The sequence below is a fragment of the Streptomyces sp. NPDC088252 genome (genome assembly GCF_044740965.1).
Classification (GTDB): domain Bacteria; phylum Actinomycetota; class Actinomycetes; order Streptomycetales; family Streptomycetaceae; genus Streptomyces.
This window is the reverse complement of the sequence record NZ_JBIURS010000001.1, coordinates 76,311-89,477: the sequence shown is the minus strand read 5'-3', so window position 1 is coordinate 89,477 and position 13,167 is coordinate 76,311. Positions and strand designations below refer to the sequence as shown.

Sequence of the window (13,167 nt, the reverse complement as noted above, 5' to 3'; positions counted from 1 at the left end):
CCCGGCGGGCCCCCACGGGTCGTTCGCACTCGGGCGGCTCACGTTCCGACAGGGCGCGTTCCGCCGGAGGTGCGGACCGGTGCGGCGTATCGGCGGGGCGCGTACGGGTGCGGGTGTTCCGGTGAGACGTACCCGTGGCGGCATGTCCGGGGCGTGCGTACCGGGTGAGACCTACCCGTGGCGGCGTGTCCGCGGCGCGCGTACCGGATGACGCGCGTCGGCCGTCACGCCCCCCAGGAGCGTGACGGCCGGTCCCGGAGCGCGCCGGGATCACACGTTCGGGGGCGGTCCCTCAAGTGGGCGTCCGAGGACGCCGGGGCGCTGCTGCCGGGGCAACGGGCCCGTCGGTGGCCGGTAATCGACGCCGAGGGCGTCCAAGCGGGCGTAGTGCGTGGTCATCCGGCGTTCGAAGTCGGCGTAGTCCCGTTCCGCGGGGGCGGGCAGGGGCGACCAGGCGACCTCGGCGAACGCGGCGAGGCGCGGGAAGACCTGGTAGTCGACGCGGGCCCGGTTCTGCATGACCTCGGTCCACACATTGGCCTGGGTGCCGAGGATGTGACGGGCCGCCTCCTCGGTCAGGCCCGCGGGCACGGGTTCGAACCGGTAGACGTCCTCCAGGGTGCGGATGAACCCGATGGGCATCGGTTCGTCGGGTCCGCCGTCCTGACGGTGGTCGAGGTACACGTGCTGCTCCGGGCACATCACGACGTCGTGGCCGGCCTCGGCGGCCGTGATGCCGCCGCCGTACCCCCGCCAGGACGACACCGCGGCGCCCGTCGGGAGGCCGCCTTCGAGGATCTCGTCCCAGCCGATCAGGCGGCGGCCACGCGCGGTGAGCCAGGTGTCGAAGTGCCGGATGACCCAGGACTGCAGCTCGTCCTCGTTGGCCAGGCCGAGCTCGTCGATCCGGGCCTGGGCGGCCGGGGACTCCTTCCACTGGTCCTTGCGGCACTCGTCACCGCCGATGTGGATGAACGGCGAGGTGGCGGCGGGGAAGAGGTCCAGGACCTCTTCGAGCACGCCCTCGAAGAAGCGCAGGGTGTTGTCAGTGGGGGCGAGTACGTTCGCGTTGATGCCCCAGGTGTCCCAGACGGAGAGGGTGGTGGTGTCGATGACGTCGGTGTTGCCCAGTTCGGGGTACGCGGCGATGGCGGCCTGCGAGTGGCCCGGGATGTCGATCTCGGGGACGACCCGGATATGCCGCTCCGCCGCGTACGCGACGATCTCGCGGATGTCGTCCTGGGTGTAGTGGCCACCGTGCGGGGTCTCGTCCCACAGCTCGGAGGCCCGGTGGCCGTGCTTGGTGCGGGCCCGCCAGGAGCCGACCTCGGTGAGCCTCGGGTAGCGCTTGATCTCGATGCGCCAGCCCTGGTCGTCGGTGAGGTGGAAGTGGAAGACGTTCAGCTTGTGGGCCGCGAGGAGGTCGAGGTAGCGCAGGACGTCGTCCTTGGGCAGGAAGTGCCGTGCCACGTCGAGCATCATGCCGCGCCACGGGAAGCGGGGCCGGTCCTCGATGTCCGTGACGGGGATGACGCGCCGCGTTCCGGGGTTGACCGGCGCGCGGCGGAAGGCTTCCGGTCCCAGGAGCTGGCGGAGCGTCTGCGCGCCCCAGAAGACTCCGGCGGCGCTCCCTCCGGTGATCTCGACGCACCGGCCGCCGGGCCCGGTGGACAGCCGGTACCCCTCAGGGTTCAGAGCCGGGTCGATGCGCAGCCGGATGGTGTGCGCGGTGTCCTCGCCGGTCGGCGCGAGGGGCAGGCCGAAGGCGGCTCCGAGCGTGGAGCGCAGCCAGCGTTCGGTGTCCTCGGTACCGGGGGCCGCCGTGATGGTGGTATGCGGGTCCAGCGGGAATCCGCCCTGTTCCGCCGCATCACCGGAATCAGCCGCGTCAGCGGCGTGCACGGGTGCCGGGATCAGCGCAGGGATCAGTTCCATGGCCATGGCGTCAGTCCTTTACCGCTCCGCCGAGTCCCGAGACCAGGCGGCGCTGTACGAGTACGAAGAAGACCAGCACGGGAATGGTCATCACCGTCGAGGCTGCCATGATCCCTCCCCAGTCGTTCTCGTCGGGTTTGAAGAAGACCAGCAACGCCATCGGGAGCGTCGACTGGGAGGTGTCGCTGATGATGAACGACTTCGCGAACAGGAAGTCGTTCCAGGTCGAGATGAACGAGAAGACACTGGTCGCCACCAGGCCCGGGAAGACCAGCGGGAAGAGGATCTGCCACAGGAAACGGGCGCGGCCGGCGCCGTCGATCCAGGCGGCCTCCTCCAGCGCGTCCGGGACGGCCTTGACGAAGCCGCGCAGCATCCAGATCGCGAACGGCAGCGAGAAGGCGAGGTGCGGCAGGATCAGCGAGCCGAGCGTGTTCAGCTGGCCGAAGTCCCGCATCAGGAAGAACAGCGGGATGGCCAGCGCCTCGACCGGCACCATCTGCGCGACCAGGAACATGATCAGCAGCGTGGTGCGGAAGCGGAATCTGAACCGGGTCACGGCCGTCGCCGCCAGGAAGGCGATCAGCGCGGAGGCGATGACGACCGTCCCGGCGACGATCAGGCTGTTGAGGAAGTACCGCCCGAAGTCGTGCTGTTCGAAGACCCGGCGGAACGAGTCCAGGGACGGTGACAGCGTCCATGGGCGGGGATCGGTGGACTGGATCTCGCCGGCCGGTTTGAGGGCGGAGAGCACCATCCAGTAGAGCGGGAAGGCGACCGCCGCGGCGATCAGGAGGGCCGCGGCCTCGGCGGCCAGCCGGCCCGGCCGGCGGATGCTCGGCATGCTCCGTGCGCTCACAGTTCCTCCCCCTGGCGCCGCGTCAGCCGCAGATGGACGAGCGTGACGGCCAGCAGGATCACCAGCATGACGACGCCGATCGCCGAGCCGAGGCTGTACTGCGAGGACGCGAACGCCTTCTGGTACGCGTACACGTTGAGCACCAGGTTCTGGCCGGCGATACCGCCGCCGTTGGTCATGACATAGATCTGGGTGAAGATCTTGAAGTCCCAGATGATCGACTGGATGGTGACGACGACGAGAATCGGCCGCAACATCGGGGCCATGACCGAGCGCCAGATCCGCCACTGCGACGCGCCGTCCAGCGCGGCCGCTTCGAGTACCTCGGCGGGGATCGCCCGGATGCCCGCGTACACGGTCACCATCACGAACGGGAACGAACACCACAGCACTTCGAGGAGCACCAGGGCGAAGGCGCTGTAGCGCCCGTACGTCCAGGAGAAGTCGCCGAGCCCCAGCACCCGGTTGACCGGGCCGAAGTCCGGGTCGAAGAGAAACACCCAGACGGTGGAACCGGTGATCGCGGGGGTCGCCCAGGCGCCGAGCGCGGCGAGCATCAGCGCGAGCCGCGGCACGGCCCGGATCCGGGTCAGCAGGACGGCGAGCGCGCAGCCGACCAGCAGGGTGGCCAGCACGCAGGCGGCGGCGAAGACCACGGTCGCCAGGAGCACCTGCCAGAACTGGCCGTCCCCGAAGAGCGTCGCGTAGTTCCCGAACCCCTGGAAGGTGGCCGGTTCACCACCGCTGACCTGGGCCTGGGTGTACTCCAGGAAGGAGATCAGGCCGAGTTGGTAGATCGGGTAGACGAGCAGCCCGCCGAGGAGCACGAGCGCGGGCAGGAGGTAGAGCCAGGGGGTCCAGCCGGAGCGGCGTGCGGACGGGGCGGGGCGGCGGCGCCGGGGCGGGCGGGCGGAGGTCCCGCCCGCCCCGGACGTACTGGGCGCTTTGTACGCCGTACTGTTCGCGGCCATCGTCAGCCCGCGTCGGTGAACGCGGCGTCCATCTTCTTCGCCGCGTCGTCCGAGGCCTTCGCCACGTCCTTGCGGCCGCTGACGATCTCCTGGAACATCGTCGGCAGGACCAGCGAGGAGTCGATCTGACCCCAGCCCGGCGAGGCCGGGACGAACTTCGCGCCCGCGCCGAGCGTCTTGACGAACGGCTCGACGAACGGCTGCTTCTTCGCGACCGTCGCCCGCACGTCCGTGTAGGTCGGCAGGAAGCCCATCGCGTCGAACATCTTCGCCTGGGTCTCCTTGCCGGTCAGGGACTTCATCAGGTCCACGGCGAGGCTGCGGTGCGAACTGCTCTTCAGCACACCGATGTTGTTCCCGCCCGCGAACGCCGGGGCGACGGAGCCCTCCGTGACACCCGGCAGCGGCACCACCGCGTACGCGCCCTTCACCGAGCCCGCCTCGACGGCCGCGTGGCTGAAGTCGCCGCCGATCGCCATGGCGGCCTTGCCGGAGGCGAACGCGGTGACGGTGGCGTTGCCGCCCATGGACGCGCACTTGGCGGCCGGGCAGTTGTCGTCACCGAAGAGCGAGGTGTACGCCTCGATGCCCTTGCGGGCCTTGTCGCTGTTGATGGCCGCCTTGTACGTACCGCCGTCGTCGTCGGCCAGCTCACCGCCATTGGCCCAGATGAACGGCATCGCACCGTACGTGTACGCGCCACCGACCGCCAGTCCGTACAGATCCGGCTTCTTCTTGTGGATCTTCTTCGCGGTGGAGATCAGCTCGGCCTGGGACTTGGGGGCCTCGATCCCCAAGTCCTTGAAGATGTCCGTGCGGTAGTACAGCGCGCGGACGCCGACGAAGAACGGGGCTCCGTAGATCTTGCCGCCGACCGTGACGGACTGCTTGGCGGTCGGGTCGGTGTCCTTGGCCTCGTCCCAGGCGGCGAACTCCGCACCGACGTCGGCGAGTCCGCCGTCCTTGACGTATCCGGCGGTGTCCGTGTTGCCGTACTCGATGAGGTCCGGGGCGCTCTTCGGGTCGTTGAACGCCGCCTTGATCCGCTGGGTGCGGGTCTCGACCGGTATGTACTCGACCTCGACCTTCGCGCCCTTGTGCGCCTTCTCGAAATCGGCGACCGCCGCGTCGACGACCCGCTCCTTGGGCTTGTTGCCGACCTCCTGGAACAGCCAGACACGCAGCGTGCCGGTCTTCTCGTCCCCCTTTGCTCCGGTGTCGGAGGTCTGCGGCGCGCAGGCGGTGGCGGTGAGACCCGCCAGCGCAAGCGCCGCGGCCGGGGCGGCAATTCGGGCAGACAGCTTCATCCGGAACCCCTCCCGATAGGCGTTGCAATATACGCAACGCTCGTTTCGTTCTGCACAACTGGCAGGAGAGTAGGTGCGCGTACGGACGCCGACAAGTGGTCTCAACCACTCTGTGACCCGGGGGAGCAGCCCGTGCAACGCAAAGGGCCCCCGGGGTGCGCGTCAACGCGCACCCCGGGGGCCCGAAGCAGTGGCGGCCGAACGGCCCAGGACTACTTCTTGTCCTTGCCGCCCTTGCCCTTGTCCTTGTCGCCACCGGCGCCCATGGACTCGTAGATCTCCTTGCACATGGGACAGACCGGATACTTCTTGGGGTCGCGCCCCGGTACCCAGACCTTCCCGCACAGTGCGACCACGGGGGTGCCCTCCAGGGCACTCGCCATGATCTTGTCCTTCTGGACGTAATGGGCGTAGCGCTCGTGGTCGCCGTCGCCGTGCGACACCTGCGGCGTCGGCTCTACGAGGGTCCCCGTACCTGCCCCGCGCTCGGGCTCAAGAGTGCTCATAACCGCCAAGGGTACTTAAAGCCCGGAGCTTCAGTTCAGCGACGGGTCGTCCGGGTAGGTGGCGATCATCGCCAGTTCGCTGCGCTGGCGGCGCAGGACCGCCCGCCAGAGGTGTTCCGGGCGCGGGGAGGAGACGTCTCCGGGCTCGGACTCGACGACGTACCAGGCCCCCTCGGCCAGCTCCGTCTCCAGCTGCCCGGGACCCCAGCCGGCGTATCCGGCGAAGATCCGCAGCGAGCCGAGCGCCGCGGCCAGCAGCTCCGGCGGCGCCTCCAGGTCGACCAGGCCGATCGCCCCGTACACCCGGCGGAAGCCCAGGGGATCCCCGCTGTTCGGGCGGGGACGGGAACGCGGCGAGGAGCCCTCGTCGCCGGGGATGACCGCCACTCCGAGCGCCGAGTCGAGCGAGACCGGGCCGCCCTGGAAGACGACGTCCGGCTCGCCCGTCAGGCCGGCCCAGGACGTGAGGATGTCGCCGACGCCGACCGGGGTCGGGCGGTTCAGGACCACGCCGAGCGAGCCCTCCTCGTCGTGGTCGAGGAGCAGCACCACCGCGCGGTCGAAATTCGGGTCCGCGAGCGCGGGTGTGGCCACGAGCAGTCGCCCTGTGAGCGAGGACACCTCGGTCATGGCAGAAATGATCCCGCATCTTCACCCCTCGCGGGGGCCAAGTGGGCCGCCCGGTCGCCGAACGGGCCCGAGCGCAGCTCAGGGCGCATGGATGCACGGAGAGCGCACGGCCCCGGGGGCGTTGCGGACGGTAACCCTCCGCAAGAGTCGGGAAGCAGAGCGTGTTGTGGCGGATTCATGACGTTCGCACACCCCCCGACCTCTTACGGAAGGGGGTGCGCGGGCCATTACCCTTTCGTTTGGCCCCCTGCCCGACCACTCCGGAACGCGAGATTCATGACCGGCACAGACGATGTCCTGCTTGTCCACGGCGGAACCCCGCTGGAGGGCGAGATCCGCGTCAGAGGCGCCAAGAACCTGGTGCCGAAGGCAATGGTCGCCGCGCTGCTCGGCAGCGGGCCCAGCCGGCTGCGCAATGTGCCCGACATCCGCGACGTGCGGGTGGTGCGGGGACTTTTGCAGTTGCACGGTGTGACGGTCCGGCCGGGTGACGAACCGGGCGAACTGATCCTTGACCCGACCCATGTCGAGAGTGCCAACGTCGCCGACATCGACGCCCACGCGGGTTCGTCGCGCATCCCGATCCTGTTCTGCGGCCCGCTGCTGCACCGGCTGGGCCACGCGTTCATCCCGGGACTGGGCGGCTGCGACATCGGCGGCCGGCCGATCGACTTCCACTTCGACGTGCTGCGCCGGTTCGGCGCGACCATCGAGAAGCGCGCGGACGGCCAGTACCTGGAGGCCCCGCAGCGACTGCGCGGCACGAAGATCCGACTGCCGTACCCGTCGGTGGGTTCCACCGAGCAGGTGCTGCTGACGGCCGTGCTCGCCGAGGGCGTCACCGAACTGTCCAACGCGGCCGTGGAGCCCGAGATCGAGGACCTCATCTGCGTACTGCAGAAGATGGGCGCGATCATCTCGATGGACACCGACCGGACGATCCGGATCACCGGTGTCGACCGGCTGGACGGCTATACGCACCGCGCTATCCCGGACCGCCTGGAGGCGGCCTCCTGGGCGTCCGCGGCGCTGGCCACCGAGGGCAACATCTACGTACGGGGCGCACAGCAGCGCTCGATGATGACGTTCCTGAACACCTTCCGCCGGGTCGGCGGCGCGTTCGAGATCGACGACGAGGGCATCCGTTTCTGGCACCCGGGCAGCGCGCTGAACGCCATCGCCCTGGAGACGGACGTGCACCCCGGCTTCCAGACCGACTGGCAGCAGCCGCTGGTCGTGGCCCTGACGCAGGCCTCGGGCCTGTCCATCGTCCACGAGACGGTGTACGAGTCCCGGCTCGGCTTCACCTCGGCGCTCAACCAGATGGGCGCGCACATCCAGCTCTACCGCGAGTGCCTGGGCGGCTCCGACTGCCGCTTCGGCCAGCGCAACTTCCTGCACTCCGCGGTCGTGTCCGGGCCGACGAGGCTGCAGGGCGCGGATCTGGTCATCCCGGACCTGCGCGGCGGTTTCTCGTACCTGATCGCCGCGCTGGCGGCGCAGGGCACCTCGCGGGTGCACGGCATCGATCTGATCAACCGCGGCTACGAGAACTTCATGGAGAAGCTGGAGAAGCTGGGCGCGAAGGTGGAGCTGCCCGGCGGGGCGCTGGTCTGAGACCCGGCGGCCGACGGCTGCTGACGGGGGTTCGGGGCGCTGCCCCGGGCCCCCGTTCCGCGTTCCCCGGAGGGTCCGGGTTCGTCCCTCCGGGTCCACGTTGGCGACAGAGGCCCGGAAAGGGCCCTCTCGGGCCGGTACACGGAAGGGCGGTCACCCTGGTCGGGTGACCGCCCTTCGTCGCGCCTGTGGGGCTTACTTGCCCTTGGCGGCTTCCTTGAGCTTGGAGCCCGCGGAGACCTTCACGCTGTAGCCGGCCGGGATGTTGATCGGGTCGCCGGTCTGCGGGTTACGAGCGGTGCGAGCGGCACGGTGGGTGCGCTCGAAGGTCAGGAAGCCGGGGATGGTGACCTTCTCGTCGCCCTTGGCGACGATCTCACCGACGGTCTCGGCGAGCGCGGCCAGCACGGCGTCGGCGTCCTTGCGAGTCACCTCGGCGCGGTCGGCCAGGGCGGCCACCAGCTCACTGCGGTTCATGTTGTTACTCCCGTGTTCTTCTTGCCTGTGAGGCGTGAGATCGAAGCCGATGCTGCCAGGGCCCTCGGACAGTCCCCGGACCCGGGTCTGTCGTCAGACCCTCGCGCCCGATTACGCATCCTGCCCCCACCTGCGGCGGGAAAGCCAATCCGGCACCCTCCGGAGTCACACGAAAAGCACCACTGCCTCATCGTGGTGACGTTCCGTCGACTCCCCGAAAGCGGTCCGCAGCGGATGCGGGGCTCTGCGGGACGCGCCGCCCGCCCACCCTAAAGGGGCGTTTGGGGCGCCGCGACCCGCGACGCGCCGTACGCGGGGCCGACGTGGGGTGCCGCGGCCGCGGCCGGACGCCGGCAGGGACCGCGGCGGGTACTGCGAAGGGTCGGCGTCAGCCGAGCTCCCCCGCGCCCGTCACAGTACCGCCCGCCGCCTTCGCGGCGTCCCGGACGGCACCGGCGACCGCTCCGGCGACCTTGTCGTTGAAGACCGACGGGATGATGTAGTTCGCGTTCACCTCGTCCTCCGCGACGACGTCGGCGAGGGCACGCGCGGCGGCGAGCATCATCTCGGTGTTGACGGTACGGGACTGGGCGTCCAGCAGACCGCGGAAGACACCCGGGAAGACCAGCACGTTGTTGATCTGGTTCGGGAAGTCGGAGCGGCCGGTGGCGACAACTGCCGCCGTCTGGCGAGCGATTGCCGGATCCACCTCGGGGTCGGGGTTCGCGAGCGCGAACACGATCGCACCGTCGGCCATGGCGGCGACATCGGCGCCGTCCAGGACGTTCGGGGCGGAGACGCCGATGAAGACGTCGGCGCCCACGACGGCCTGCTTGAGGGTGCCCGTGACGGACTCGGGGTTGGTGTTGTCGGCGATCCAGCGCAGCGGCGAATCGGCGTCGGCGGAGACCAGGTCCTCGCGGCCGGCGTGCACCACACCGTGGATGTCGGCGACGACGGCGTGCTTGACGCCGGCGGCGATGAGGAGCTTCAGGATGGCCGTGCCGGCCGCTCCGGCGCCGGACATGACGACGCGTACGTCCCCGATTCCCTTGCCCACCACGCGCAGTGCGTTGGTCAGCGCGGCCAGGACCACGATCGCGGTGCCGTGCTGGTCGTCGTGGAAGACGGGGATGTCCAGGGCCTCGCGCAGCCGCGCCTCGATCTCGAAGCAGCGGGGTGCGGAGATGTCCTCCAGGTTGATGCCCGCGAAGCCGGGGGCCATCGCCTTGACGATCTCGACGATGGCGTCGGCGTCCTGGGTGTCCAGGCAGATCGGCCAGGCGTCGATGCCGGCGAAGCGCTTGAACAGGGCCGCCTTGCCCTCCATCACCGGGAGGGCGGCCATCGGGCCGATGTTGCCGAGGCCGAGTACCGCGGAACCGTCCGTCACAACTGCGACGGAGTTGCGCTTGATGGTGAGGCGGCGGGCGTCCTCGGGATTCTCGGCGATCGCCATGCAGACCCGGGCCACGCCCGGGGTGTAGATCATCGAGAGGTCGTCACGGTTGCGGATGGGGTGCTTGGACGCCATCTCGATCTTGCCGCCGAGGTGCATCAGGAACGTACGGTCGGAGACCTTCCCCAGCACGACGCCCACGATGCCGCGCAGGTTCTCGACGATCTCGTCCGCGTGCGCGGTCGAGGTGGCGGCGATGGTGACGTCGATCCGCAGCTTCTCGTGGCCGGAGGCGGTCACGTCGAGGCCGGTGACCGAACCGCCGGAGGACTCCACGGCCGTGGTGAGCTGGGAGACCGCTGTGCCGCTCGCGGGCACCTCCAGCCTGACCGTCATCGAGTACGAGACGCTGGGCGCCGTTGCCATGGCCGAGTCCTTCGCTTTCCTTAGCTTCTTTGCCGCGCGGCCGGGGCGCTCGCCTCGGACACGCTCCCCGATCGTCGCACCTACTGGCCGGTAGCCGGTAATGACTGCCACTGTTCGGAAAGTAGTTTCCACCATACGAGAGATGACCGCTTCAGCGGAACCCCTCATCGCTTCCGGCCCGACCGCCTCCGTGGATCCGGCCGGGTCCGTAAACAAGAACAGACCCGCTCCGTAAACAAGAACAGACCCGCTCCGTAAACAAGAACAGACCCGCGCCACCGGAAGGTGACGCGGGTCTGTCTTCTTGGTCAAGCGGCACCGACCCGCCATGCTCGCCTCGCGGCAAGTGGTCGCTCGAAGCGACGAAGGTTGGGCCCGGGGGCTTGGATCGAGCCGGTGCCGACACCAGGCTAACAAAGACCCCGCAGAAGTGATTCCCGGAGTACGGGTCGATTCGGAAATCCGCTCGCCCGGCGGTGCCCGCGCCCGCCCGTCCAGTCGCTCAGCAGGTGCGGGACGACGCCGTCGCCCAGTCCCTCAGCGGATCCAGGGCCGCCCTGTCAGTCCCTCAGCAGGTCCGGGACACCGTCCTCGTCCGGCAGGTCCCGCTTCCCGGAGACCACCGTGAGCTGCTGCGTCGCACGCGTCAGCGCCACGTACAGCACCCGCAGGCCGGCCGGGGACTCGTCCGCGATCTCCGCGGGCGAGACGACCACCGTGGCGTCGTACTCCAGGCCCTTCGCCTCCAGGCTGCCCAGCGCCACCACCCGCTCGCCGAGCTCGGCGAGCCAGCCGCGGGCCTGGGCCCGGCGGTTCATCGCGACGACCACACCCACCGTGCCGTCCACCTCGGCCAGCAGCCGCCGCGCCTCCTCGCGCACCGAGGCGGCCAGATCGCCGTCCCGTACGGTCTCGAAGCGTGGCTTCACGCCCGTGGAGCGGACCGCGGCCGGTGACTCCATGCCGGGCATCGCCAGCGCCAGGACCTTCGAGGCCAGCTCTGCGATCTCCGCCGGGTTGCGGTAGTTGACCGTGAGGGTGAAGCGGCGGCGCGGGCGGCTGCCGAGCGCCTCGTCGCGCGCGCGGGCGGCCTCGTCCGGATCGGACCAGGAGGACTGCGCCGGGTCTCCGACGATCGTCCAGGTGGCGTGCCGACCGCGGCGTCCGACCATGCGCCACTGCATGGGCGTGAGGTCCTGCGCCTCGTCGACGATGACGTGCGCGTACTCCGTACGCTCCGCGGCCAGCCGCTCGGCCCGCTCGCGCTGGGTCTCCTCGCGCTGCGGCATCAGCTCCTCCAGACCGGAGAGCTGGTCCAGCGGGTCGAGGTCGCGCTTCTTCTTCGGCCGGTGCGGGGTGCCCAGCAGCGTCTGCAGCTCGTCGAGGATGGCGACGTCGTGCACGGAGAGCGGTCCGTTCCCCTCGCTGTCGAGCCGCTTCAACGAGCGGGCGAAGCGGCGCACCTCACCTTGGTTGAGGACCCGGCGCGCCCAGCGGCCGAGCCGCTTCTCGTCCGCCATCGCGGCGAGCACCCCGCGCGGGGTGAGTTCGGGCCACCAGGCGTTCAGGAAGTCGAGGAAGGGGGTCTCGGTGGAGACGTCCTCGTCGAAGGAGGAGCGCAGCTCCGCGGCCAGTTCGGGGTCGGTGTAGCGGCCCCGGCCGGAGGACTTGTTCCAGAGGGCGTCCAGGAGCATTCTGCGGGCGCGCGGGCGCAACAGGTTGACCGGAGCGGTGCCGCCCAGCACGGACTGCCGGATGCGGTGCAGTTCGTCCGCGTTCAGCTCGACACGGGCGCCGAACGCGACGACCCGCAGCCGGGTCGGGGTGCCCGGGGTCCGGTCGGTTCCGTCGGTTCCGTCGGCCTCGTCGCCGAAGAACAGCTGGCCGTCCGGCTCCGGGGCCCTGTGAGGGGTGCCGGGCTGCTCCAGTGCCCCGCGTGCCGCCTTGCGCAGCACCTGGAGCATCCGGGAGGAGCCCTTGATCCGGGCGACGGCGGGTTCGTCGTACGTGGTGGCGCCCTCGACGCCGGCCGCCTCGTCGGAGAGCGAGCCGACCGCGCGGATCGCGACCTGCCCCTCCTCGCCCAGCGAGGGCAGCACACCCTCGGTGTACGCGACCAGGAGCGGGGTCGGTGAGACGACGAGGATGCCGCCCGCGTACCGCCGTCGGTCCTGGTAGAGGAGGTAGGCGGCACGGTGCAGGGCGACGGCGGTCTTGCCGGTGCCCGGACCGCCCGAGACCTCGGTGACGGAGGCGGCGGGTGCCCGGATCACCAGGTCCTGCTCCGCCTGGATGGAGGAGACGATGTCGCGCATCGTGTGGCTGCGGGCCTGGCCGAGTGCCGCCATCAGGGCGCCGTCGCCGATGACGGGAAGCTTGTCGCCGCCCAGGTACGCGGTCAGCTCGGGGCGCATCAGGTCGTCCTCGACCCCGAGGACCCTGCGGCCCTTGGAACGGATGACCCTGCGGCGCACCACCCGGCCCGGTTCCTTCGGCGTCGACCGGTAGAACGGCGCGGCGGCCGGTGCGCGCCAGTCGATGACCAACGGCGCGTAGTCGGAGTCGAGGACGCCGATGCGGCCGATGTGCAGCGTCTCGGCGATGTCGGCGGAATGGTCCTCGCGTACGGCGTCGTCGGCCGGCTCGACGGAGGTGTACGCGCCGTCCGGGCCGCGTTCGCCGTCCTTGCCGAGCAGCAGATCGATCCTTCCGAAGAGGAAGTCCTCGAACTCGCTGTTCAGCCGGTTGAGGTGGATTCCGGCCCGGAACACCTGGGCGTCGCGCTCCGCGAGCGCGCCCGGAGTACCGACCTGGCCGCGCTTGACGGCGTCGTCCATGAGAAATTCCGCCTCGTGGATCTTCTCTTCGAGACGGTCGTAGACACGGTCGAGATGTTCCTGCTCGACACCGATTTCCCGGTCCCGCAACGAATCGACAGCGGCATCCTGCGCGGCCACCGAGGCCCCCTTCTGACGTGCATTGGGCAGCCGTCAACCTTATGCGAAGGGGGGCCCGCCGCGCACCTGCTGCGCGTATCGAA

The 13,167-nt window shown here is 70.0% G+C and carries 10 protein-coding genes; 1 reads left to right on the top strand and 9 read right to left on the bottom strand.

Translation table 11 applies throughout. The features are described 5' to 3' along the window. Positions 1 to 270 precede the first annotated feature (270 nt). The 6 genes from ACIOHC_RS00335 to ACIOHC_RS00310 all read right to left on the bottom strand — a co-directional run bounded on the left by ACIOHC_RS00335 (position 271) and on the right by ACIOHC_RS00310 (position 6,208). Positions 271 to 1,941, bottom strand: coding sequence for a beta-N-acetylhexosaminidase (locus tag ACIOHC_RS00335; RefSeq protein WP_351073511.1), 1,671 nt, complete (start codon positions 1,939 to 1,941; stop codon positions 271 to 273). Between the two features lie 4 nt (positions 1,942 to 1,945). Then, complete coding sequence (locus tag ACIOHC_RS00330) at positions 1,946 to 2,779, bottom strand: carbohydrate ABC transporter permease (protein ID WP_389635977.1); 834 nt, start codon at positions 2,777 to 2,779, stop codon at positions 1,946 to 1,948. A gap of 11 nt (positions 2,780 to 2,790) precedes the next feature. Continuing rightward, positions 2,791 to 3,765: a sugar ABC transporter permease gene (locus ACIOHC_RS00325; RefSeq protein WP_365689139.1), complete on the bottom strand. Its 975-nt coding sequence runs from the start codon at positions 3,763 to 3,765 to the stop codon at positions 2,791 to 2,793. A 2-nt stretch (positions 3,766 to 3,767) separates the two neighbouring features. Then, positions 3,768 to 5,072, bottom strand: coding sequence for an extracellular solute-binding protein (locus ACIOHC_RS00320; protein WP_351073515.1), 1,305 nt, complete (start codon positions 5,070 to 5,072; stop codon positions 3,768 to 3,770). A 212-nt stretch (positions 5,073 to 5,284) separates the two neighbouring features. Next, entirely contained in the window at positions 5,285 to 5,578 is a 294-nt protein-coding gene (locus ACIOHC_RS00315; RefSeq protein WP_351073516.1) for a DUF3039 domain-containing protein, read from the bottom strand. Between the two features lie 30 nt (positions 5,579 to 5,608). Continuing rightward, entirely contained in the window at positions 5,609 to 6,208 is a 600-nt protein-coding gene (locus ACIOHC_RS00310; RefSeq protein WP_351073518.1) for a YqgE/AlgH family protein, read from the bottom strand. Positions 6,209 to 6,484: 276 nt separating this feature from the next. Between ACIOHC_RS00310 and murA the strand changes: the two genes are divergently transcribed. Continuing rightward, complete coding sequence (murA, locus tag ACIOHC_RS00305; protein WP_365689133.1) at positions 6,485 to 7,825, top strand: UDP-N-acetylglucosamine 1-carboxyvinyltransferase; 1,341 nt, start codon at positions 6,485 to 6,487, stop codon at positions 7,823 to 7,825. A 195-nt stretch (positions 7,826 to 8,020) separates the two neighbouring features. Here murA and ACIOHC_RS00300 read toward each other — a convergent pair whose 3' ends face one another. The 3 genes from ACIOHC_RS00300 to ACIOHC_RS00290 all read right to left on the bottom strand — a co-directional run bounded on the left by ACIOHC_RS00300 (position 8,021) and on the right by ACIOHC_RS00290 (position 13,084). Next, positions 8,021 to 8,302, bottom strand: a complete 282-nt coding sequence (locus ACIOHC_RS00300; RefSeq protein WP_003968811.1) for an HU family DNA-binding protein — start codon at positions 8,300 to 8,302, stop codon at positions 8,021 to 8,023. A 388-nt stretch (positions 8,303 to 8,690) separates the two neighbouring features. After that, entirely contained in the window at positions 8,691 to 10,127 is a 1,437-nt protein-coding gene (locus ACIOHC_RS00295; RefSeq protein WP_401840738.1) for an NAD-dependent malic enzyme, read from the bottom strand. A 560-nt stretch (positions 10,128 to 10,687) separates the two neighbouring features. Then, positions 10,688 to 13,084 (bottom strand): HelD family protein, encoded by a 2,397-nt coding sequence (locus ACIOHC_RS00290; protein ID WP_389635941.1) that lies wholly within the window; start codon positions 13,082 to 13,084, stop codon positions 10,688 to 10,690. Positions 13,085 to 13,167 lie beyond the last annotated feature (83 nt).